This is a genomic window from Hymenobacter sp. (assembly GCF_036388155.1).
GTDB lineage: Bacteria > Bacteroidota > Bacteroidia > Cytophagales > Hymenobacteraceae > Hymenobacter.
This window is the reverse complement of the sequence record NZ_DASVSI010000014.1, coordinates 16,742-38,456: the sequence shown is the minus strand read 5'-3', so window position 1 is coordinate 38,456 and position 21,715 is coordinate 16,742. Positions and strand designations below refer to the sequence as shown.

18 protein-coding genes are annotated in these 21,715 nt (G+C 58.9%); 12 read left to right on the top strand and 6 right to left on the bottom strand.

Annotated elements, in window-relative coordinates:
• Positions 1 to 145 precede the first annotated feature (145 nt).
• From VF629_RS02230 to VF629_RS02215, 4 genes are all read left to right on the top strand, one after another.
• The gene (locus tag VF629_RS02230; RefSeq protein WP_331056816.1) at positions 146 to 3,577 is read left to right on the top strand and encodes an efflux RND transporter permease subunit; all 3,432 of its coding nucleotides are present in this window, start codon (positions 146 to 148) and stop codon (positions 3,575 to 3,577) included.
• An 82-nt stretch (positions 3,578 to 3,659) separates the two neighbouring features.
• On the top strand, positions 3,660 to 4,859 hold the full coding sequence (locus VF629_RS02225) for a T9SS type A sorting domain-containing protein (RefSeq protein WP_331056815.1): 1,200 nt from the start codon (positions 3,660 to 3,662) through the stop codon (positions 4,857 to 4,859).
• Positions 4,860 to 5,122: 263 nt separating this feature from the next.
• Positions 5,123 to 6,589, top strand: coding sequence for a DUF6056 family protein (locus VF629_RS02220; protein ID WP_331056814.1), 1,467 nt, complete (start codon positions 5,123 to 5,125; stop codon positions 6,587 to 6,589).
• Positions 6,590 to 6,684: 95 nt separating this feature from the next.
• A complete protein-coding gene (locus tag VF629_RS02215; RefSeq protein WP_331056813.1) occupies positions 6,685 to 7,404 on the top strand; it encodes a DUF72 domain-containing protein in 720 nt (239 codons plus the stop codon).
• Between the two features lie 246 nt (positions 7,405 to 7,650).
• Here the strand turns inward: VF629_RS02215 and VF629_RS02210 are convergent, their stop codons facing one another.
• Complete coding sequence (locus VF629_RS02210) at positions 7,651 to 8,730, bottom strand: NAD(P)-dependent alcohol dehydrogenase (protein WP_331056812.1); 1,080 nt, start codon at positions 8,728 to 8,730, stop codon at positions 7,651 to 7,653.
• A 225-nt stretch (positions 8,731 to 8,955) separates the two neighbouring features.
• Here VF629_RS02210 and VF629_RS02205 point away from each other — a divergent pair, with 225 nt between their 5' ends.
• On the top strand, positions 8,956 to 9,315 hold the full coding sequence (locus tag VF629_RS02205; protein WP_331056811.1) for a winged helix-turn-helix domain-containing protein: 360 nt from the start codon (positions 8,956 to 8,958) through the stop codon (positions 9,313 to 9,315).
• Positions 9,316 to 9,662: 347 nt separating this feature from the next.
• Here VF629_RS02205 and VF629_RS02200 read toward each other — a convergent pair whose 3' ends face one another.
• From VF629_RS02200 to nuoK, 5 genes are all read right to left on the bottom strand, one after another.
• Entirely contained in the window at positions 9,663 to 11,231 is a 1,569-nt protein-coding gene (locus VF629_RS02200; protein ID WP_331056810.1) for an OmpA family protein, read from the bottom strand.
• 428 nt (positions 11,232 to 11,659) lie between these two features.
• On the bottom strand, positions 11,660 to 11,812 hold the full coding sequence (locus tag VF629_RS25740; protein WP_414653842.1) for an SHOCT domain-containing protein: 153 nt from the start codon (positions 11,810 to 11,812) through the stop codon (positions 11,660 to 11,662).
• A gap of 38 nt (positions 11,813 to 11,850) precedes the next feature.
• Complete coding sequence (locus VF629_RS02195; protein ID WP_331056809.1) at positions 11,851 to 12,024, bottom strand: hypothetical protein; 174 nt, start codon at positions 12,022 to 12,024, stop codon at positions 11,851 to 11,853.
• A gap of 19 nt (positions 12,025 to 12,043) precedes the next feature.
• Complete coding sequence (gene nuoL / locus VF629_RS02190; RefSeq protein WP_331056808.1) at positions 12,044 to 13,996, bottom strand: NADH-quinone oxidoreductase subunit L; 1,953 nt, start codon at positions 13,994 to 13,996, stop codon at positions 12,044 to 12,046.
• Between the two features lie 119 nt (positions 13,997 to 14,115).
• On the bottom strand, positions 14,116 to 14,448 hold the full coding sequence (gene nuoK / locus VF629_RS02185; protein WP_331056807.1) for an NADH-quinone oxidoreductase subunit NuoK: 333 nt from the start codon (positions 14,446 to 14,448) through the stop codon (positions 14,116 to 14,118).
• A gap of 290 nt (positions 14,449 to 14,738) precedes the next feature.
• Here nuoK and VF629_RS02180 point away from each other — a divergent pair, with 290 nt between their 5' ends.
• The 7 genes from VF629_RS02180 (at position 14,739) to VF629_RS02150 (ending at position 21,634) form a co-directional block, all read left to right on the top strand.
• Positions 14,739 to 15,308: a sigma-70 family RNA polymerase sigma factor gene (locus VF629_RS02180; RefSeq protein WP_331056806.1), complete on the top strand. Its 570-nt coding sequence runs from the start codon at positions 14,739 to 14,741 to the stop codon at positions 15,306 to 15,308.
• A 181-nt stretch (positions 15,309 to 15,489) separates the two neighbouring features.
• The gene (locus tag VF629_RS02175) at positions 15,490 to 15,870 is read left to right on the top strand and encodes a hypothetical protein (RefSeq protein ID WP_331056805.1); all 381 of its coding nucleotides are present in this window, start codon (positions 15,490 to 15,492) and stop codon (positions 15,868 to 15,870) included.
• A gap of 401 nt (positions 15,871 to 16,271) precedes the next feature.
• Entirely contained in the window at positions 16,272 to 16,691 is a 420-nt protein-coding gene (locus VF629_RS02170) for a hypothetical protein (protein WP_331056804.1), read from the top strand.
• Between the two features lie 285 nt (positions 16,692 to 16,976).
• Positions 16,977 to 18,299, top strand: a complete 1,323-nt coding sequence (locus VF629_RS02165) for an NAD(P)-dependent oxidoreductase (protein ID WP_331056803.1) — start codon at positions 16,977 to 16,979, stop codon at positions 18,297 to 18,299.
• A 156-nt stretch (positions 18,300 to 18,455) separates the two neighbouring features.
• Positions 18,456 to 19,574 (top strand): NAD-dependent epimerase/dehydratase family protein, encoded by a 1,119-nt coding sequence (locus tag VF629_RS02160; RefSeq protein ID WP_331056802.1) that lies wholly within the window; start codon positions 18,456 to 18,458, stop codon positions 19,572 to 19,574.
• On the top strand, positions 19,571 to 20,857 hold the full coding sequence (locus VF629_RS02155) for a UDP-glucose dehydrogenase family protein (protein ID WP_331056801.1): 1,287 nt from the start codon (positions 19,571 to 19,573) through the stop codon (positions 20,855 to 20,857). The genes VF629_RS02160 and VF629_RS02155 overlap by 4 nt, the downstream gene beginning before the upstream one ends.
• 291 nt (positions 20,858 to 21,148) lie before the next feature.
• The gene (locus VF629_RS02150; protein WP_331056800.1) at positions 21,149 to 21,634 is read left to right on the top strand and encodes a carboxypeptidase-like regulatory domain-containing protein; all 486 of its coding nucleotides are present in this window, start codon (positions 21,149 to 21,151) and stop codon (positions 21,632 to 21,634) included.
• The last annotated feature ends 81 nt before the right edge of the window (positions 21,635 to 21,715 follow it).

Below are 21,715 nucleotides of genomic sequence, written 5' to 3'. Positions count from 1 at the left end.
ATACGGTTCACGCGCTGACTAAATGTCCGCGCTACACTTCGTCAGGCGCCCCTCTCCTGGGGAGAGGGGTCGTGCCCGGTAGGGCCGGGGATGAGGTTTCTTATTCGCGCTGCCTCACTCTTTTCCTCGCCTCTACCCGCCGCGTATGATTGCCGAAACCTTCATTCGCCGGCCCAAGACGGCCATTGTGTGCTCGGTGCTAATAGTGCTGCTGGGCGCGCTGGCCATCTTCAACCTGCCCATTACGCAGTACCCCGACATCACCCCGCCCACCGTGTCGGTGACCGGCAACTACGTGGGGGCCGACGCCCAGACCGTGGAGCAAACCGTGACCACGCCCGTGGAAACGCAGGTAAACGGCGTGCCCGGCCTGAGCTACCTCAACAGCTCCTCGGCCAACAACGGGCAGATGAGCATGACGGTGAACTTTGAAGTGGGCACCGACATCGACGTGGCCGCCCTCGACGTGCAAAACCGCGTGGGCATTGCCCTGCCCCGCTTGCCCGAAGAGGTGCAGCGCCTGGGCCTGACGGTGCGCAAGCGTAACCCGAGCATCCTGCTGCTGGTGGCCTTGTTTGCGCCCAAAGGCAGCCACGATGTGACGTTTCTGGACAACTACGCCAACATTTACCTCAAAGACGCCTTGCTGCGCACCAAGGGCGTGGGAGACATCAACGCCCGGGCCGACGACTTCTCGATGCGCATCTGGCTCAAGCCCGACAAGCTAGCCCAGCTCGGCCTCACGGCCCAGGACGTGACCGATGCCCTACGCGAGCAAAACGCTCAGATTGCGGCCGGCTCCCTGGGCGGCGCGCCGCAGCAGCAAGGCCAGAGCTTCGAATACACCGTGTTTGTGCGCGGCCGGCTGATTACGGCCGAGGAATTTGGCAACGTGGTGGTGCGCACCGTGCCCGAAACCGGCAAGCTGGTGTACCTGCGCGACGTGGCCCGCGTGGAGTTGGGCAAGTACAATTATGCCAACCAAAGCTTCGTGGACGGCAAGCGCGCCGCCTACCTGCTGGTGTACCAGGCCCCCGGCTCCAACGCCCTGGAAACCTACGACAACGTCATTAAGACGATGGAGCGCCTCAAGAAGCAGTTCCCCGCCGACTTGGATTACCAGGTGCCGTTTGAGGCGGCTTCGGTGGTGAAGGTGTCGGTGAAAGAGGTGTTTTCCACCATGATAGAGTCGCTGGTACTCGTGATTCTGGTGGTGTTTCTGTTTCTGCAAAACTGGCGGGCCACGCTCATTCCCACCCTGGCCATTCCGGTGGCGGTGGTGGGGCCGTTCATTGCGTTTCCGCTGCTGGGTTTCACCATCAATACGCTCACACTCTTTGGCTTGGTGCTGGCCATCGGCATTGTGATTGACGACGCCATTGTGATTGTGGAGGCCACTCAGCGCAACATGGACGAGAAGGACATGAGCGCCACCGAGGCCACTATTGAGGCCATGCGCGACATCTCCACGCCGGTTGTCACCACCAGCATTATCCTGATTGCGGTGTTTGTGCCGGTGGCCTTCATTGGCGGCATCACCGGGCGGCTTTACCAGCAATTTGCTCTTACCATTGCCGTCTCGGTTGTGTTGAGTACGTTCTCAGCCCTCACGTTCACGCCCGCGCTGTGCTCCTTGATTTTGCGCAAGAACAAGGATGCCGAGAAGAAGCCCGCCTCAGAGGGTACCGATGCAGAAGCAGCTGGCAAACCCGAAGAGCAGCCCGAGGAAAAACAGAAGAACCTCGCAGAGAAGAAGGATTCTGAAAAAAAGGACGCTGCGCACGAGCAGCAGACTAAGGAGGAAGTCACCGCGACAAAAGACGAGCACTCTAAGGAGGAAGTAACGGCTGAGAAGCCCAAAGGCAAAAAGGGCTTTATGGCTCGCTTCTTCGCGTGGTTCAACAAGAAGTTTGACAGCCTGACGGAGTGGTACACCAACCGCGTCAAGTTCGGGCTGAAGTACCCGCGCTGGATGATTGGCATTGTGGCCGCCGTGGTGGTGGGCACCGTGCTGCTCTACCGCGCCAAACCGGCCGGCTTTGTGCCCACCGAGGACGAAGGCCGCCTGCTCATCACCTTCACCTTGCCCGAAGCCTCCAGCACCGACCGCACCGTGGCCGTGCTCAAGGACATCATGAAAGAGGTGCAGAGCACGCCTGGCGTCAACCACTTTTCCGGCCTGGCTGGGCTCAACGCCATCAACTTTTCCTCGAAATCAAACAGCGGGACGCTATTTGTGCAGCTCAAGCCCTGGGACGAGCGCGACGACGAAGCCCTGGCCGCTCCGGCTTTGGTGGACACCTTGAAGCGGCGTCTGGCCCGCTTCCGCGAGGCGCGCGTAGTCGTGATTCCGCCGCCCGCTATTCCGGGCCTGGGCAACACTTCAGGCTTCTCATTCATCCTGCAGGAGCGCGAGGCCCAAACCGACATCCAGAACTTCGACCGCACGCTGCAAAGCTTTTTGGGCGCCATGAAACAGCGGCCCGAAATCGCCAAGGGTTTCTCCTTTTTCACTGCTAATACGCCCGCTTACCGCCTCGAAATCAACCGGGAAAAGTGCAAGCAACTCGGCGTAAACATCTCCGACGTGGGCCAGGCGCTGCAAACCTATCTCGGCTCGGCCTACGTGAACGATTTCACGCTCTACGGCCGCACTTTCCGGGTGCTCGCCCAGGCCGACACCAGCTACCGCGGCGACATGAGCGACCTGGCCCAGTACTACGTGCGCAACCAAAGCGGCCAGATGGTCCCCCTGAGCACTCTTACTAGCTACGAGCGCACGGCCACGGCCCCACTCATCTCGCATTACAACCTCTTCCGCTCCGCCGACATCAACGGCGACCCGGGCGAAGGCTATAGTACCGGCGACGCCATCACCGCCCTGGAGGAAGTTGCCACCAAAAACCTGCCGCCAGGCTACGGCTACGAGTTTTCGGGCTTGAGCCGCGAGGAGCAAGAAGCCGGCTCGCAAAGCCTCTACATTTTCGCGCTGTCGCTGGTGTTCGTGTTTCTGGTGCTGGCCGCGCTCTACGAAAGCTGGACCGTGCCCTTTGCCGTGCTGGTGTCGGTGCCAGTGGGCTCGTTGGGCGCCATCGTCACGCTCTCGCTGGTGCCCGAGCTCACCAACAACGTCTACGCCCAAATCGGACTGGTAACGCTGGTAGGCTTGGCCGGCAAAAACGCCATCCTCATTGTGGAATACGCCAAGGAGCGCCTCGAAGCCGGCACCGACCTCATTGAAGCCACCTTGGAAGCCGTGCGCCTGCGTTTCCGGCCCATTGTGATGACCTCGCTCTCGGCCATTCTGGGGGTGGTGCCGCTCATTATCGCCTCGGGCGCCGGTGCCATCAGCCGCAAGCACATCGGCTGGACGGTGTTTGGCGGGTTGCTCGTTGCCACGGCCGTAGGTACGGCTATTGTGGCCGTCTGCTACGTGCTCATTACCAAGCTGGCCTACAGCAAAGACGAGTTGGAGGACTTCAAAAAGCGAGCCGAGGAAGCAAAGAAGAATGACGAGGCCGATGAAGCGGCGCATTCAGGATTACAACCGCAGAACGGCGCTAATCCAACACAATGACCTACTCCGTACTTGGTGGGTCATTGTGTTGGCTTGTCGCGGTTGTTTCAAGAACTGTATTTCCTAATTATTATCGTCTACCATGCGTCAATATTTACCCGCATTACTAGCGGCCGCTGTGGTTGCCTTCATGTTGCTGCTGCCCGCTAAGCTGCGGGCTCAAACCACCATAGTAGGTACCATCCGCCACGGAGGGCTGGTCCGGGAATACCGTCTTTACGTCCCGGCCATTTACAATACGACTACTCGAACCGTGCCGCTGCTGTTCAATCTGCATGGCTACGGTTCCAACAATATTGAGCAGGAGATGTATGGCGACTTCCGCCCTATCGCGGACACGGCCAATTTTCTCATCGTGCACCCCAACGGGATTTTCGACGCGGCAAACAACCGCAATTGGAACACCTTTGGCCCTCGCGGCACGGGCGTGGACGACGTGGCCTTTCTGTCAGCCTTGCTTGACACCATGGCCACCCGCTACCGGCTCGACCCTGACCGCATTTTCAGCACGGGCATGAGCAATGGCGGGTTTATGAGCTACGAGCTGGCGTGCCAGCTTAGCAACCGCATTGCGGCCGTTGCCTCCGTTACGGGCACCATGACGACCGGCCGCTTGAGCACTTGGCCTCCGGGCAGGCCCGTGCCGGTATTGGAAATCCACGGCACCGACGACATTTATGTGCCTTACACCGGCAGTGCTTCCTCACAATTCGCGGCCATTCCCACGCTGCTGGCCGCTTGGGTACAGCGCAACGGCTGCAACCCGGTGCCCACCATCGCCCCGGTGCCCGACACCAACACCGCCGATGGCAGTACCGCCGAGCGCAGCGTGTGGACCGGCGGCCCCAACGGCGGCGTGGTCGAGCATTATCGCATCATCGGGGGCGGGCACACCTGGCCCGGCGCGGCCATTACGTTGGCCATTGCTGCGGGCACCACAAATCGCGACATCAACGCCAGCAATGAAGTATGGCGCTTTCTGCGTCCTTACCGTCTCAGCCGCGTAGCCCTGGCCACCGCCGCGGCCAAGACTTCCATTCGGCGGTTGGAAGTATTTCCGAACCCTACGGCCACCGTCGTCACGATTCACGCGGGAACCAGCTTGTCGGCCAGCGCCCTCACCTTGCACGATGCGCTGGGCCGCGCCCTGCCGCACCAGGCCCAAGTTGCCGCCGACGGTAACCTGCGCCTGACGACCGAAACCTGGCCGCGCGGCATGTACCTGGTGCGGGTGCAGCTACCCACCGGCGAAATACTACAGCAGAAGCTGGTGAAAGAATGAGGGGTCAACGGCTGAAAGGCAACTGCGCATAAGTCCCCTTTTGTGCAGTTGTTCTCCTGCCCGTTCCTGCTTGCTGCATCGGATGCTCCGGGTTTCCCTTCCGCGACTGAAAAGGCGCTTTCTATGCGCTGGTGGCGCCATCATCTCCCGTTTTGTCCGCCAAATAAGTCCCATGTTTGCGCGAGCAGCTGGCATCACCACGGGCTTTTCGTCCGGCCCCGGCCCCTATCGACCACGCCATGGAGGAAATTTTACTGCGACAAATGCAACGTTTTCAACACCTTGCCCTTCGCCTGGGTGGGGCCGCCATTTGGCTGGGCATTCTGCCCTTTTTTCTGCTGTGCTTCTACGCCCATCCCTCCGCCGACGATTTCTTGCAAGCCAATGACGTCAGCAAGCACGGGCATGTTGGCTATCTGAAATACATGTACCTGTCGTGGACGGGCCGCTACGCCGCCATGCTGGGCTGGAGTTTCCTCAACCCGGTTTCGTTTGGGCAAATTGGCATTGCGTACAAGCTGGGGTGCTTGCTGATGCTAGTGGCGCTGCTCGTGGGGCTGGTGGTATTGCTGCGGGCGCTGGTGCGCGGCGCCGGGTTCACCACCGGCCAGTTGTGGCAGGCCGGAGCGGGCGCCTTTTTGCTGGTGGTCTACCATTTGCCCAGCACGGCAGAGTGGTTTTATTGGCTCACCGCTACCTACAACAACCTGCTTCCCTGCATATTGCTATGCTTTGCGTTGGCACTGCTGGCATCTGCTTCGCACCGAACGCCCGCCACCCGCCGCCGCTACGTAGCCGCCGCGGCCTTACTGTTTTTTCTGACGGTGGGCTGCAACGAAACCATTGCCGTACCGCTGTTTCTTACGGCTTGGGCGGTTGTGGCGGTGATGTTCTGGGAGCAAAAACGCGTCGTCGGATTGGGCGTTGCCCTTACCATTACAGTGGGTTGTGCCTTGGCGTTTCTGGCGCCGGGCAATGCAGTGCGCATGGCTGCGGAGCGCGCCGTGTCGCCGGGACTGGTGGCCGGCGCAGTAAAAACCTTGGTTTTTGCGGCGTACAGCCTCGTCAACTGGCTGGGCAATGGCATTCTTGTGGTGGTCACCCTGCTGTTGGTGCCACTGTTTGCGCGCTTGGCCCGGCAGCCCGCACTGCCGCTCAACCAGTTTGTGCGCCACCCGCTGCTGCTGACCTTGCTGGTGCCGGCGTTTCTCGCCGCCGGTTTGTTTCCAAGCTTTTGGGTGAGCGGTATTCCCTCGCCGCCCCGGGCCCTCAGCCTGCTGTACCTCTGCTTTCTTCTTAGCTGGATGTTGGCGGCCTACGCCTGGGTGTTTTACTTGGTTAACCGTTCGGGCGCTTCGCCTGCCTCTTTGCAGCTGCCTGGCGTGGTTCGGTGGGCGCTGCTGGCTTGGCTGCCCCTCACCTTTGTCACCGATTACAACCACCACCTGCGCGACCCCAATCACCGGCTGAGCACCAACAATTCTTTTCTGGCCTACCGAGACCTCGTGCACGGCGCCGCCTCCCGCTACAATGCGGAGCTGAACGCCCGCTACCAGTACCTGCGCACTGACCCCACCCCACGCCCCCAGGTAGCGGCCCTGACCGCGCCGCCCATCACGCTTCTGTTCAGCGACATCACCCCCGACACGGCAGACTGGGCCAACACCGCTTACGCCGAGTTTTTCCAGAAAAAAACCATCGTCATCGCCCCAGACACAGCGCGTAACTAAGCTCGTCAGCCGCCAGCCGTTCCCAGCGGTTGCCTGCGACGGTAACGGCCATTGCTGGCTTAACCCGGTCGTTCGTTTTGCCGTTTGCCGCGGATATGACGTCGTTTCACATCGGTTGTTCGGGCTACCACTACCGCCACTGGCGCGGACGGTTTTACCCCGAGAAAATGCCCATGCGGCTGTGGTTTGACTACTACAGCCAGCATTTTCGCACGCTGGAGCTCAACGTTACTTTCTACCGGTTTCCGCAACTGTCGTTTCTGGAAAACTGGTACGCGCAGAGCCCGCCCGGTTTTCGGTTTGCGGTGAAAGCGCCCAAGCTCATCACGCACTACAAGCAGTTTAACAACGTGCAGCAGCTGCTGGGGGACTTTTACGACACCACGGCCCGCGGGCTGCTCGAAAAGCTGGGCCCCGTTCTCTTCCAGCTGCCGCCCCGCACGGCGTACACGCCCGAGCGCCTGGCGCGCATCCTCGACTGCCTCGACCCCGCGTTTCTCAACGTGCTCGAATTCCGGCACCCCAGCTGGTGGCACCCCGAAGTGTACGAGGAGTTGGCGCGCCGCAACGTCATCTTCTGCGGCCAGAGCCACCCGCTCCTGCCCGACGCCGTGGTCGCCACCGCGCCCACGCTCTACTACCGCTTCCACGGCGTGCCCGACCTGTACCGCTCGCCCTATTCTGAAGATTTTTTGCGACGCATTACCTCCGAAATCCAAGCGCAACCCGGCATGCAGGAAGCCTATGTGTACTTCAACAACGATATCGACGCTTCCGCCATCGGCAATGCCCGCCAGATGCTGGCGATGGTGTGAGAAGCCTTCGAATTACAACTGATGATAACCCAATAAAAACCGTCATGCCGAGCGCAGCCGAGGCATCTCGCCCGCCCCATCTGTCATCCTGAGCTTGCGAAGGACCTTCTCACCTTGGAACGTCTTTCATTCAGTCGTGAGGAGGTCCTTCGCAAGCTCAGGATGACAATAGATTTAATTACTACCACACGCGAGATGCCTCGGCTGCGCTCGGCATGACGGGCTAGTTTGCAGACTGTCGCGCGCCTACGCCTCCTGCTTCAACGACGCCATGTCGATGACGTAGCGGAAGCGCACTTCCTCGTCGTTCATTTTGTCGAAGGCATCGTTGATATCCTGCATCTTAATCATTTCAACCTCGGGCAGGATGTTGTGCTCGGCACAGAACTCCAGTACCTCCTGCGTCTCGGCGATGCCGCCGATGATGGAGCCGGCAATGGAGCGGCGGTGCATAGCCACCTCCTGGTTGTCGAGCGGGCCTTTGTAGGGCCCCAGCAGGCCCACGGTGGTGATGACGCCGTTGCGCTTGGCCAGCTTCACGTAATCGTTCACCTCAAACGCATCGGGAATGGTGATGAGGATGAAATCGAACTTCAGCTCATGCGCCTCCATGGCCTTGGAATCGGAGGAAATCAGGACTTCGTGGGCGCCCAGCTTTTCGGCTTCGGCTTGCTTTTCCGGGGTGCGCGTCACGGCCGTGACGGTGGCGCCCAGGGCGCGCGCAATCTGCACGGCCATATGACCCAGTCCGCCAATGCCCACCACAGCCACGCTCTGGCCGGGGCCCACGTTCCAATGCTTCATGGGCGAGTAAGTGGTGATGCCGGCGCACAGAATCGGAGCTACCGCCTTGGTGTCGAGCGACTCCGGAATGCGCAGCACGAAGGACTCCTTCACCACGATGTTGGTGGAGTAGCCGCCGAAAGTGTTGAAGTCCTTGTTCTGAGGCTTTATGTAGCCGTTGTAGGTGGCCGTCCAGCTCACGGGGCCTTCGCAGTAGTTCTCCTCTTTTTCCTGGCAAGCCGGGCAGGTGCCGCAGGAATCAATCATGCAGCCCACGCCCACCAAGTCGCCCACCTTGAACTTGGTGACGGCGCTGCCGGCCTCGATGACGCGGCCCACAATCTCGTGGCCGGGCACGCACGGGTAAATGGTGTTGTGCCAGTCGTTTTTCACTTGGTGCAGGTCGGAGTGGCACACCCCGCAATACAAGATGTCGATGTGCACCTCGTCGGCCTTGGGCGCCGGGCGCTCAATTTCCATTTCCGACAGGCTGCTGAATACGGACCCGGTTGCGCCGTATGCTTTGGTTTTCAGAACTTCCATGTTACAATAGAGGAGGCAACTGTGTGAGGAAAGGAGATGTAGTTTTCGAAAAAGGCCGCTGAAATCATCAGAGCCCGCATTTTCTCAACGGCATTTGCTGGCAGTGGTTGAGGTTTTTTGAGGTAAAAGATTCGGGCAATTGCGGCGGCCGATGCCTTAGAACTTACCGCTCATCAATGGCATTCACTGCCGCTCAAGCCGCCCAATGGGCGCATCTTTACCCCCATGAAAAAGCTACTGCTGCCCACGAAAACCTATCGCCTCAACGGCCGCCTGTGGCTCGAGACGGAAGACGGCCGGTTCCTCGGCATTGGCCGGCTTGAGCTGCTGCAGCACATCGCCGAACTGGGCTCAATTTCGAAAGCCGCGCAGGCCATGGGCATGTCCTACAAGCGGGCCTGGGACCTGGTCAGCTCCATGAACAGCCAAGCCGCAACGCCCCTGGTAAGCACCCAGACAGGCGGCGCTCATGGCGGCGGCGCCGTGGTCACCGCGGCCGGCCACGAGGCCATGGAGGAGTTTCGGGCGGTGCAGGCGCGATTCCAAGAGTTCATGCGCACCGAAACCAGCTTGCTGCACGGCTAAGACCGAGTGCATTGTGAAGGCCCGTTATGTCTTTGCCAACATAACGGAGTCGTCGCCTTTTTCCTACTGCTCATGTCCGGCTGAGTCAGTGCCTCTTTCCGCAGTTTATTGCCTTTTCGCTGGCCGGTCGTGGCGGCCTTGGTCAGCGCGGGTTTCCATTGTGCCCGACGAGAAAAAAATGGGCCGCTGCGTGCGTCCAGGTACAGGTACAGTCGCTGCAAGTGGTGGCCGCGCAGCCCTATGCCACTTACCGGCAGCCCTCGTAGCCGGCTGAGCACGGGCTACCGGGCACAAAAAAAGGCCTACTCTCATCGAGTGGGCCTTTTTTTATTGGCTACCTGAGCCGCTTACTTCCGCTTCACCGGGGCCTTGCGGACCGGAGCTTTTTTAGCGGGGGCCTTCTTCACCGGGGCCGCTTTGGGCGGCTCGGGGACGATGACCGGAGCGGGGCCGTACTTCACTTCGGAGGCGTTGGGGTCGCCGGTGAGGTACAAGTCAAACTCTACCCGACGGTTCAGGGCCTGGCCCTTGGCAGTGGCGTTGTCGGCAATCGGCTTGGTTTCGCCGTAGCCATGCGACACGATGCGTTCGGCGGGCACCGACTGGCTCAGCATGTACGTGCGAGCCGAGGCAGCACGGTCGTCCGAGAGGCGCAAGTTGTAATTATCGGCGCCTTTGCTGTCGGTGTGGCCCGAGATGCCCAGCGTGTAGTCGGGGTACTCGGCCATGATTTTGGCGAGGTCCTGCAACGTGGGGTACGAGCTGGGCAGCAGCACGGCCTTGTTGAACTCGAAGTTGATGTACTTCGTGGCTTCCTGCAGGCGCTTCTTGGTTTCGGCCTTTACCTCGGGGCAACCGCGGTTCGAAGCCGGACCGGGGCTGTTGGGGCAGCGGTCTTGGAAGTCGGGCACGCCGTCGCCATCGGTGTCGATTGGGCAGCCGTTGGCGTCCACTTTCACGCCAGCCGGGGTGTCAGGGCACTTGTCGTTCTGGTCAATCACGCCGTCGTTGTCGGCGTCGGGGCAGCCCGCCAGTTCGGCTTTGCCGGGGGTATCGGGGCACTTGTCTTCGGCATCGGTCACGCCGTCGCCGTCCTTATCGGGGCAGCCTTGCAGGGCGGCCACGCCTTTCACGTCGGGGCACTTGTCCTGGTAGTCGGGCACGCCGTCGCCGTCTTTGTCGAGCGGGCAGCCGTTGGGGTCCACGGCTACGCCGGCGGGCGTGCCGGGGCACTTGTCTTTCTTGTCCGAAACCCCGTCTTTGTCCTCGTCCTTCATCTGGCCGAAGGCGAACGTGAGGCCCGCAGTGTGCTGCAGGTACCGGTCGTCAATCCGGTCATCGTCGCGCACGAGGTCGCCGTCGATGTTGGCGCCAAAGGGAATGTGCTGGCCGGTTTGGATGAACAAGCCAATGCTTTCGCTGAGGCGGAAGTTGATGCCCGCCGCGCCAAACAGGTCAAAAGCCGTGGCGTTTTGGTCGGTGGCGCTGCCCCGGTACGTAGCTTCGCGGCTAAAGTAGGCCAGGCCCGGCGCTATCTTCAGATAGGGCTGAATGATGGCGTCTTCCTTCAGCGCCCAGCCGTTGTTGAGCTTCAGCTTGAAAGCCAAGTTGCCGTGAATCACGTTAGTGCTGAACACGTTGGCACCCTGGGTGCCCTTCAACTCGGCGTAGCCCAAATCGAGGCCCAGGTCGAGGCCGGACGTGAGGTAGCGGTTGAACGAGATGCCGGGGCCGCCGTTGGTGTTGGTCCAGTCCCAGAAATAGGAGCCGTAATTGCCCTTGTACTGGTACCCACTGCCGTAGAGGCTGATGGCAGTTTTCTTGTCAGGAGTTTGGGCTTGCGCTTGCGGGGCCGCCATGCCGAGCATGACAGCACCCAGCGCAATGCCTCGCAGAAGTTGAGGTTTTAGGTGCATAGGTTTGGGAAAACGGGAATAGGTGCGAGTGTCCGCAACCTGCCTTGCGGCCAGTTGCGAATGTGCTGCTATACCGCTCTCGCCCAAAAAAGTTGCTATATATCTCCGCAACCAACGCAATATCCTTTACAAAAGCACCTGATTACTAACTAATATTGCTTAAAACAGCTGGGCTTTTGACACGCCCAACGTTAGCCAAGCCCGGGTAACTGCTTTAGCAACAGCTGAACCTTGAAGGGACTGGCATCAACCCGTCCGATTGGGGACTTGGCGCTTCGCAAGGCGAGTGGTCGGCTGAACGATTTCAGAATAGGTGTGGGCTAGCAAAGACCACGCATTCCACGTTCCATAAGCAGAAAAGCCATCTACGTAGCGCAGATGGCTTTTCTGAAGAAGCAACGAAAGCAGCAGGTTGGACTTGGATTTGCCTACCGGATAAGCAACTGCTTTTGGTGGTCAAACTCCGCTTGCGTCAATACGCCTTGGTCGCGCAAATCGCGTAGCTTGGCCAGTTCGTCAGCAACTGAAAAGCTTGGTGCGGTCGAAAGGCCTGAGTTATTGACCGAAACGTGCGCTGGCACCTTGCGCAGAGCCAGGTACAGTGCCGCTACCCAACCAATTACAGACCACCCAGCCACAATATTGACAGCAGCACCATGAAGAAGTCAGGACGCTTACGAGCGATGAAAGAAGGAATAAAGTGAATGATGAGCAGGACTGGGCCCACTATCAGCATGAGCAGCATCATCTCGCTGCCGCCAACATCTCCCAAGAACAACAGGCACTTATTCATATGAGCGGTGCACTAATGCTTAGAACCGCCCAAAGTTGAGTCCCAAAATCAGCACCAGGCCAATCACCATCAGAATCAGATACGTTTCCACGGCGCCGGTTTGCACGTAGCGCAGAAGCTGCCCGCCCCCGTTCACGGCGCGGCCAAAACCGCCCACTACGGGGTTGATGATGCCGTTCTCAACGAACCGAACCAAGCCGCTGGACAGCGCCATTACCGGGCGCGTGAACAACGCGTTGTACAGCTCGTCGACGTAGTACTTGTGGTACACCAAGCTCTCGGGAGCCGAGCGGTTGGCCTCGTCCTCGGCCGGACGCTGGGCCCGCACCACGTAGAACACGTAGGCCAGGACAATGCCCAGCACGCCCGCGGCCACCGACAGCCCGATGAGCATCAGTTCGGTGTTATGGTCGGGCTCGGCGGAGAAAGCGGCCGGCATGATGCGCTGCGAATACGTGAAAACCGGCGCCAGGTACTCGGCCAGGTAATGACGGCCGCCCGTGAACATGGGCGCGCCCATGAAACCGCCCACGGCCGCCAACACAGCCAACACGATGAGCGGAAACGTCATCGAAGCGGGCGACTCGTGCAGGTGATGCTTCTGCTCCTCGGTGCCGCGGAACTCGCCAAAGAAAGCCAGGAACAGCAGGCGGAACATGTAGAACGCCGTGAGAAAGGCCGTAAGCAAGCCCATGGCCCACAGCACTTTGTTGTGCTCGTAGGCATGCGCCAAGATTTCGTCTTTGGAGAAGAAGCCCGAGAACGGCGGGATGCCCGAAATGGCCAAACAGCCAATCAGGAACGTGAGGAAGGTGATGGGCAATGCCTTGCGCAGGCCACCCATGCGGCGGAGGTCCTGCTCGTTGCTCATGGCGTGAATCACCGAGCCCGCACCCAGGAACATCAGCGCCTTAAAGAACGCGTGAGTCAGTACGTGGAACAGCGACGTGCTGTAGCCCATCACGCCCAGCGCCAGGAACATATAGCCCAACTGCGACACCGTGGAGTACGCCAGCACCTTCTTGATGTCGTTCTGCGCCAACCCGATGGTGGCAGCAAACAAGGCCGTGGCCGCCCCCACAATGGCCACCACATTCAGCGTATCGGGGGCCAGGGTGAACAGCACGTTGGCCCGCAGCACCATGTAAATACCGGCCGTCACCATGGTGGCGGCGTGGATGAGCGCCGAAACCGGCGTGGGGCCGGCCATGGCGTCGGGCAGCCAGGTGTAGAGCGGCAGCTGCGCCGACTTGCCCATGGCGCCCACAAACAGCAGCAGCGTAATGGCCGTGCAAACGCCCACGCCGTAGGTGCCGAACTGGCCCAGGCTGGCCTTCTGGAACACTTCGGCGTACTGCACCGAATTGAAAGTGAGGTAAATGAGGAAGATGCCAAGCAGAAAACCCAGGTCACCAATGCGGTTGATGATGAAGGCTTTTTTGGCGGCGTTGTTGTAATTGGTGTTCTTGTTCCAGAAGCCGATGAGCAGGTAGGAGCACAAGCCCACGCCTTCCCAACCGATGAAGAGAATGACGAAGTTGGAACCCATCACCAGCAGCAGCATGCTGAAAATGAACAGGTTCAGGAAGCTAAAGAACTTGCCCACGTTCTCGTCGTGGTGCATGTAGCCAATGCTGTAGACGTGAATGAGGAAGCCCACGCCCGTCACCAGCAGCAGCATAATCAGGCTGAGCTGGTCAATCTGGTACTGAAAAGGAATTTGCAGCGAGCCCACCGAAATCCAGTCAAACAGCTGCACCGTGTACTGGTAGTCGAAATTCAGGAACAGCATCACCGAAATCAGGAAGGAGCCCAGCACGGTGGCGCTGCCGATGAGGCCGGCCACGGTGCCGGAAAGCTTCCGGTTCAACAATCCGTTCAGCAAGAAGCCCAGGAAAGGCAGCAGCGGAATCAGGACGTAAAGAATCGTAGGATACGGGGCGTTGGCGCCGGGGAGAACAGTTTCCTGCATTGGTGAAATGGTGAGGTGGTGAACTGGTGAGTCAATTGGGGTTGGCAGTAAACGGCTGAATTAGGTGTGCTACCGAGGCAGCTACTACATCAAACTCACCAGTTCACCACCTCACCATCTCACCACTTCAAGCGGCTCAATAAATTAACGTCGGTGGTCTGGAAGTTGCGGTAAATCATGACGATGATGCCCAGGCCGACCGAGACTTCGGCGGCGGCCACGGCCATGATGAAAAACACGAAAATCTGCCCGTTGGGGTCGGCGCGGTAGGCCGAGAAAGCCGTAAGCAGGATGTTCACAGCGTTAAGCATCAGCTCAATGCACATGAAGATGATGATGGCATTGCGCCTCACCAATACGCCCGTGACGCCGATGGCAAACAGGGCCGAGGCGAAAAAAACGTAGTACTGCAGCGGAACGGTGCGGATAACTTCGGGAATGGTTTGGTCCATGCGTAGAGGGCCGGCGGCGAAACGGTGCAGCCGGCCGGCCGGCAAAGGTATCCTCGAAAAAGGAAAAAGCAGGGCTGGATTTGTTGTAGCCCACACTTAGTCATGCAGCGCGCAGCCAAGCATCGCGCCTGCTTCAACTACTTAGTGGTGGCCCGCGAGATGCTTCGCTGCGCGCCGCATGACGCTCACGGATAATCCAAAAGCAAAAGTTAAAGTAATTTCGGGGGGCCGGCGTCTGCTTGGTCAGAATGGAAACCATGGCTCTTTCGCTCCCCTCCCCCCTTGCCCAGATGACGGCTAGTCAGCAAGACCGCCAGATTGCCGACGCCGTGCGGCAGCAGCGGCCTCGCCTCTTGCAGTTCATCCGGCGCCGCATCCCCGACGAAGCCGAGGCCGAAGACCTCCTGCAGGACGTCTTCGCCGAACTCGTTGAAAGCTACCGCATGCTCAAGCCCGTGGAACAAGCCGCGGCCTGGCTGTTCCGGGTGGCCCGCAACCGCATCACCGACCTCTACCGCCGCAAGCGGCCCGTAAGTCTGGAAGAAGCCTTCGGCGCGGCCGAGGCCTCCGACGATGGCGAGGGCCTGCTGCTGGCCGACTTGCTGCCGGCCCCCGACGACTCGCCCGAGAACCGCTTGCTCCGCGAAACCCTCATGGAAGCCCTCACCGAAGCCCTGGCCGAATTGCCGGTGGCCCAGCGCCAGGTGTTTGTGTGGCACGAGCTGGAAGACAAGACTTTCCGCGAAATGGAGGAAGAAACGGGCGTGCCCCTCAAAACCCTGATTTCGCGCAAGCACTACGCCGTGTTGCACCTACGCAAACGGCTGCAGAAATTGTACACCGAATTATTCACGGATTGATGTGGTAATTCTTTGATGTGGTGATGTGGTGATTCTCTGATGTGCTGATGTGTTTTCAACATCTCACATCGTATTGAACACGGCATTTTTCGCACCGCATCAAAGAGTCAGCACATCAGCACATCAGCACATCAGCACATCAGCACATCAAAGAATTAGCACATCCATTCATCAACCTATCATGGACCGTAAATTCTGGCTGCTCCGCGGCCTCCGTTTTCTTCTCTTCGCGGCGCTGTTCCTCACCGTAGCCGTATTCGTTACCCAGGCACTCTGGAACTGGCTCGTGCCCGAACTCTTTCACGGCCCAGCCATTAGCGTGACGCAAACCGTTGGCTTGCTCCTGCTTTCCCGCATCCTCTTCGGCGGTTTTCGGGGTGGCGGAACCGGTAATTGGGCCCAGCGTCGCAAAGCCTGGCAGCAGCGCATGGCCGGGCGCATGGAGCACCTCAGCCCCGAAGCGCGCGAGAAATTTCGCCAGCAGATGCAAAGCCGCTGCAGCATGGGCTGGAGCCAACAGCCCAGTGCCCCCGCGGAAAGCAAGGTGCAACAGCACGCCTAACCATTCCTCTGCAGCATTGGCAGCGGCGCCTACAACAGCGCGGCTTCGGTAAACGAAGCCGCGCTGTTTTGCTTTACGACGAACGGAAACGGCCCTTTTAGCAGTCCTATGAAAATATTTTCCGCTATGAACATTAATAGGTGGCAGGCCCAACCTGCTCAGAAGGCCACTCAATAATAATCCTACCAATTGATGCATTCCGCGCAGTAACTACCGGAAAAATACCGTAGCTCCTCTTTTTACGAAGCAGGAGCTTTTTGTTATTAATAGCAGAGCAGTTCTAAAAATATTGATTTTATCCAAGAATTAACTATACTATATTTTTGAAGAAAATTATTTAATACCCTCGAAAAATATTATGTTTGTATCGTTCAATAATAAATACCATTAGTGCAAATTACATGACCCGCACGCTTGCATCCCTAGTTATTGCCATTTGCTTATTTCTGACTGCCGCTTCTAGCCAGGCCCAATACGCATTCAACAACGCCCCACGTCGGGCAGTCGCATCGGCCGATGCAGACCCCGGCGAAGCCACCAAGCCCGTAGCGTATAAAGTGCTGCACGGCGTAGTTCAGGGCCCAAACGGCGCTTTGCCGGGTGCTACGGTGTGGCTGCAGGGCACTCGCACCGTTGTGGTCACCAACTCGGAAGGTGAATTTGAGCTGAGCGTCCCCACTACCGCCAAGCAGATTAAACTAACCTGCGGTTTCGGCGGGCTCTACGAAGAAGTTGTGACCCTGGCTCCGGTCAAGGCGCTGGGTTCCATTTACCTGCTCCGCAGCAAGGCCCCAGGCGCTGTCTCCGTGGCGGCTAACTAAGCAGCGGTCGCGCTTGGTGCTTTGGTTGCTGCTCTTCCTTTCTCACCTTTTTTCTGCAACCGAGTACTCTACGGTCTTTGTAGCCGGCAAAATATCGCCCGACTTCATTTGACATACAGTGCTTTCAGCGCATATTTGGCAGCCTCGGACCTTGGCCACTACTACCCTCTTGTGCGGACTTTGCCCTGGCTTCTTGCTTGTTACGCTGGCTTGCCAAATCAGTTCTCACTTTGACTGCCATTTCTATCGTTCACGCAGGCGTCTGCCTGCTCGTAAACCAGCATTATGATTATTGTTGACAAACAGCTAGAGGCCCGCCAGCGCGCGGGCAAACCCATTCGCGTGGGCCTGTGGGGCGCCGGCGAAATGGCCCAGGGCATGGTAAACCAGGTGATGCGCTACACCCCCGGCATGGAGGTGGCCGTCATTGCCAACCGCACCCTCAGCAAAGCCCACCAAGCCTACGAATACACCGGCAACACCGCCCAAGAGTGTTCCGACCTGGAAACCTTGCAGGCGGTCATTTCTTCGGGCGGTTTCGCCGTGACCGACAATGCCGAGCTGCTCTGCGAGGTAGAAGGCCTCGACCTGCTGGTGGAGTGCACGGGCACCATTCACTACGCCGCGGCCCTCATCATGAAGGCCATCGAGCACAAGCGCCACGTGCTGCTCTTCAACCCCGAAATTGACGCCACCATTGGGCCGATATTGAAGGTGTACGCCGACAAGGCCGGCGTGATGCTGAGCGGCTGCGAAGGCGACCAGCCCGGCTGCATCCTCAACCTGTACCGCATGGTGAAAGGCATGGGCCTGACGCCGCTGGTGCTAGGCAACATCAAGGGCCTGCAGGATTTCTACCGCAACCCGACCACTCAGGCCGGCTTTGCGGCGCAGTGGAAGCTGACGCCTGAAATGGTGACTTGCTTCGCCGACGGCACCAAGATATCCATCGAGCAGGCCTGCGTGGCCAACGCCACGGGCATGGGCGTGGCCAAGCGCGGCATGTTGGGCTTCCGCCACGACGGCCACATCGACGATATGACCACGTGGTTCGACGTGGAAGAGCTGAAGCGCCTCGGCGGAATTGTGGACTACGTGGTGGGTCCGAAACCCGGACCCGGCGTATTCGTATTCGCCACCACCGACGACCCCAAAGTGCAGCATTATCTGGCGTATGGCAAGCTGGGCCCCGGCCCGCTTTACAGCTTCTACATCCCCTATCACCTCATCTACGCCGAGATTCCGAACTCTATTGCGCGCATGGTGCTCTTCAACGACGTCATCATGGAGCCGCTGGGCGCCCCGGTGGTCGAGGTGATTACCCAAGCCAAAACGCCGCTGAAGGCTGGCCACAAGTTGGATGGCCTGGGCGGCTACGATACCTACGGGCAGTGCGAAAACGCCGACGTGGCTCGCCGCGAAAACATCTTGCCCGTGGGCCTGGCCGAAGGCTGCGTGCTAAAGCGCGACGTGGAGCGCGACCACGTGCTGACTTTCGACGACGTGGAGCTGCCCGCCGACAACCTGGTGCTGCGCCTCTACCGCGAACAAAACGCGCTGTTTTTCCCCGAATACCAGGCAACTGCCGCTGCCCCCGCACTGGCCTAATTGCGCAGCCCAGAACGAGTACCCCGAAATTTTATTTCGGCCCGGCAGCACGAGGGTTGTTCTATCGGGCCGAAATAAAATTTCGGGGTACTCGCTGGCTGGCCCAGACAACTCCTTCCTCCGACTCTCCTTTCACCATCACCTGACTGCTATTCTATGATTGCTGACTCGCCAGCCAAAATCGACAACCGCATTTTGCGGGAAGACATGGAGGCCATCTACAAAAGCCTCACGACCCAAGAGCTCGACAAGATGCGCAATGCCACGGTCCTGCTCACGGGCTGCGGCGGATTCCTGGGCTACTACTTCATGCACTTCTTTGCGCACTACGCCGAGGAGCTGCAAATCAAGCGCATTATCGCGCTGGAGAATTTCCTGACCGGCACCAAAGGCTGGCTGGATACCCTGGTAGCCAGCAACCCGGACATCATCAAGCTGCACGAGTTCAACGTCATCACGGACTCCGTGGCCGACGTACCGGGCGCCGACGAGGCCGACTTGGTCATTCACATGGCCTCCATTGCCTCGCCCACGTTCTACCGCATCTACCCCATCGAAACGGTGGACGCCAACATCACCGGCCTGCGCCGCTTGCTCGACTTCTACGCCGACAAGCAGCTGCGCGGCTTCCTGTTCTTCTCGAGCAGCGAGATTTACGGCGACCCCTTCCCCGAGTTCATCCCCACGCCCGAGACGTACCGCGGCAACGTGGCCACCATCGGCCCGCGCGCGTGCTACGACGAGGCCAAGCGCTTCGGCGAGACGCTCTGCTACCTGTTCGCACAGAAGCACAACATGCCCATCGGGCTGGCGCGGCCCTTCAACAACTACGGGCCGGGCATGAACATCAACGACAAGCGCCTGCCCGCCGACTTTGCCAAAGCCGTGGTGGAAGGCCGCGACCTGGAAATCCTATCCGACGGCACGCCCACGCGCACGTTCTGCTACATTTCGGACGCCATCACGGGCTACCTGAAAGTGATGCTGCACGGCGAATTTGACGTGTTCAACATCGGCATGGACCAGCCCGAGCTGTCGGTGCGCGAGTTTGCCGAAATCTTCAACCGCGAAGGCAAGGAGATTTTCGACTACCAGGGCAAAATCTCCTTCAGCCAGTCGCAGGACAAGGAGTACATGACCGACAACCCCAACCGCCGTTGCCCCGACCTCACCAAGTCGCGCGCCGTGCTGGGCTACCGCCCCTCCGTGACCGTGCAAGAGGGCATCCGCCGCTACCTCCAATTCCTTCACCACACCAACGGACAACTCGCATGATTACGGTACTCGGCCTCGGCTTTGTGGGCCTGACCACGGCCCTGGGCTTCAGCAAAAAAGGTTTTAAGGTTTACGGCATCGACGTAAACGAGGCACGGATGGCCAAAATCCGCCAGTATGAAGTGCCCTTCTACGAGCCGCACCTCGACGAGGTGCTGCGCGAGGAACTCGGCCAAAACTTCGTCATCGACGCGCCCCTGGCCGAAGCGGTGAACGACAGCAAGGTCATCATCATTTGCGTGGGCACCCCCGGCAACGCCGACGGCAGTGCCAACCTCACGTACCTGCTCGACGCCGTGAAGCAGGTGTTCGAAGCCAGCGAAGGCGACTTCAAGGTCATCGTGACCAAGTCGACGGTGCCGCCCTCCACAGTGTCGGAGAAAGTGAAGCCGGTGGTGGACGAGTTGAACCGCCAATACAACAAGCCCGTGGGCCTGGCGTCGAACCCCGAGTTCTTGCGCGAAGGCTATGCCTGGGACGATTTCATGAACCCCGACCGCGTGGTAATTGGTGTGGAAGACGAGCAGTCGAAGGAGCTGTTGAATCAGATTTACCTGCCCTTCAACGCCCCGGTGCATTACGTGAGCTACAACTCGGCGGAGTTCATCAAGTACCTATCAAACACGCTATTGTCCACGCTCATCAGCTTCTCCAACGAGATGTCGATGATTGCCGAGCACATCGGGAATATTGATGTGCCCAGCGCCTTCAAGATTCTACACCAGGACAAGCGCTGGACCGGCGCACCGGCCTCGATGGCCAGCTACGTGTACCCCGGCTGCGGCTACGGTGGCTACTGCTTGCCTAAGGATACAGCTGCCCTGAGCAGCATTGCCCGCGAGCACGGCTTCGAGGCGAAAATTCTCGACGGCAATCTGCGCATCAACGAGGAAATCATGGAGCACAAGGCCAACCAAATCATGCAGGCCGCTACGCCCGAAAGCCGCATTGGCATTCTGGGCCTGGCCTTCAAAAGCGGTTCGGATGACGTGCGCCTGAGTCCCAGCAAGTTCATCATCGAGAAGCTGTTGGCGAAAGGCTACACCAATATCGTGGCCTATGACCCCATGGCCAACGAGGTGTTCGCTCACGAGTACAACCTGCCCATTTCCTACGCCAACACGCTGGAGGAATTGGTCGGCCAAGCCGACGAATTGGTGCTGCTCACCAGCTGGTCGGAGTTCAAGCAAAACAAGCAGCTCCTGAACAGCAAGCGCCTGTTTGATTTCCGCTACGCCTTGGCCGAACCGCTTACGCAAAGCCCGACAGTGCAAGCCTCCTGAATCAAATTCTGGTTGCCATTCGGCAGCGACCGTTTGATGGAACAACTGACGGGCTAATCTTTTCTTTTTTCGTGCTTCGTTTGCAAAAATCCTTGGTCGTTTGGCCAAGGATTTTTTATTAACTGAAGCATTAACCCTTTTTTTGATTGATTTATTGAATGTTAAGATTTTATAACTTTTAAGTTCATCTACCGTATAAAAATTAGCTTAAATAGATTCAAAACTAAGTTTGTATAGTTCAACGGGTGAACATACATTTGTTTACTAAATTTAATTTTAACAAGTCCAAATATGCGCTTTCCTTTACTATTGACCGTTGCCACTTTGCTAAGCACCGTGTGCGCTACCAACGCCGAAGCCCAAGTGGCCTTCACCAAAGCCGACGTTGACCCAACGGCAGCTAATGGCAACACCGACCCGACCGTAGCCGGCGGTGCAGACGAGAAGATTTTGCTTGTAGGCAAAATCACGAACCCCGCCGGCGTGCTGCCGGGCGCGGTGGTCATCTTGAAAGACAGCAAGCAAATGGCCGTTACGAACGCCGACGGCGAATTTCAATTTGAAGTGCCGGCCGATGCCGGCGCCCTGAAAGCCGTAGTGACTTACGCGGGCTACGCCGATGAGGAGATGACGCTCAATGCCGCCGCCAGCGAGTCGACGGTGAGCCTTACCAATGCCCGCGTGATAGTGGTGTCGCGTCGTCAGCAACTCAAAACCTACCTCCGAACCGCGCGCAAGCAAGTAAAGCGCGATTTGAAGCAGGTGCGCAAGCAATAAAACAAAGCCGATTGCAACGCACAGTTGGCTTAAGCAGCCACAAGGCCCGACTCCTGCAGGAATTGGGCCTTGTGGTTTTTG

What these genes read in the sequence shown, in the direction of transcription:
- VF629_RS02200 (WP_331056810.1), bottom strand. Translation starts at nt 11,231, where the DNA reads ATGCACCTAAAACCTCAACTTCTGCGAGGCATTGCGCTGGGTGCTGTC.
- VF629_RS02215 (WP_331056813.1), top strand. Translation starts at nt 6,685, where the DNA reads ATGACGTCGTTTCACATCGGTTGTTCGGGCTACCACTACCGCCACTGG.
- VF629_RS02180 (WP_331056806.1), top strand. Translation starts at nt 14,739, where the DNA reads ATGACGGCTAGTCAGCAAGACCGCCAGATTGCCGACGCCGTGCGGCAG.
- VF629_RS02195 (WP_331056809.1), bottom strand. Translation starts at nt 12,024, where the DNA reads ATGAATAAGTGCCTGTTGTTCTTGGGAGATGTTGGCGGCAGCGAGATG.
- VF629_RS02220 (WP_331056814.1), top strand. Translation starts at nt 5,123, where the DNA reads ATGCAACGTTTTCAACACCTTGCCCTTCGCCTGGGTGGGGCCGCCATT.
- nuoL (WP_331056808.1), bottom strand. Translation starts at nt 13,996, where the DNA reads ATGCAGGAAACTGTTCTCCCCGGCGCCAACGCCCCGTATCCTACGATT.
- VF629_RS02170 (WP_331056804.1), top strand. Translation starts at nt 16,272, where the DNA reads ATGACCCGCACGCTTGCATCCCTAGTTATTGCCATTTGCTTATTTCTG.
- VF629_RS02205 (WP_331056811.1), top strand. Translation starts at nt 8,956, where the DNA reads ATGAAAAAGCTACTGCTGCCCACGAAAACCTATCGCCTCAACGGCCGC.
- VF629_RS02165 (WP_331056803.1), top strand. Translation starts at nt 16,977, where the DNA reads ATGATTATTGTTGACAAACAGCTAGAGGCCCGCCAGCGCGCGGGCAAA.
- nuoK (WP_331056807.1), bottom strand. Translation starts at nt 14,448, where the DNA reads ATGGACCAAACCATTCCCGAAGTTATCCGCACCGTTCCGCTGCAGTAC.
- VF629_RS02210 (WP_331056812.1), bottom strand. Translation starts at nt 8,730, where the DNA reads ATGGAAGTTCTGAAAACCAAAGCATACGGCGCAACCGGGTCCGTATTC.
- VF629_RS02160 (WP_331056802.1), top strand. Translation starts at nt 18,456, where the DNA reads ATGATTGCTGACTCGCCAGCCAAAATCGACAACCGCATTTTGCGGGAA.
- VF629_RS02155 (WP_331056801.1), top strand. Translation starts at nt 19,571, where the DNA reads ATGATTACGGTACTCGGCCTCGGCTTTGTGGGCCTGACCACGGCCCTG.
- VF629_RS02175 (WP_331056805.1), top strand. Translation starts at nt 15,490, where the DNA reads ATGGACCGTAAATTCTGGCTGCTCCGCGGCCTCCGTTTTCTTCTCTTC.
- VF629_RS02150 (WP_331056800.1), top strand. Translation starts at nt 21,149, where the DNA reads ATGCGCTTTCCTTTACTATTGACCGTTGCCACTTTGCTAAGCACCGTG.
- VF629_RS02225 (WP_331056815.1), top strand. Translation starts at nt 3,660, where the DNA reads ATGCGTCAATATTTACCCGCATTACTAGCGGCCGCTGTGGTTGCCTTC.
- VF629_RS02230 (WP_331056816.1), top strand. Translation starts at nt 146, where the DNA reads ATGATTGCCGAAACCTTCATTCGCCGGCCCAAGACGGCCATTGTGTGC.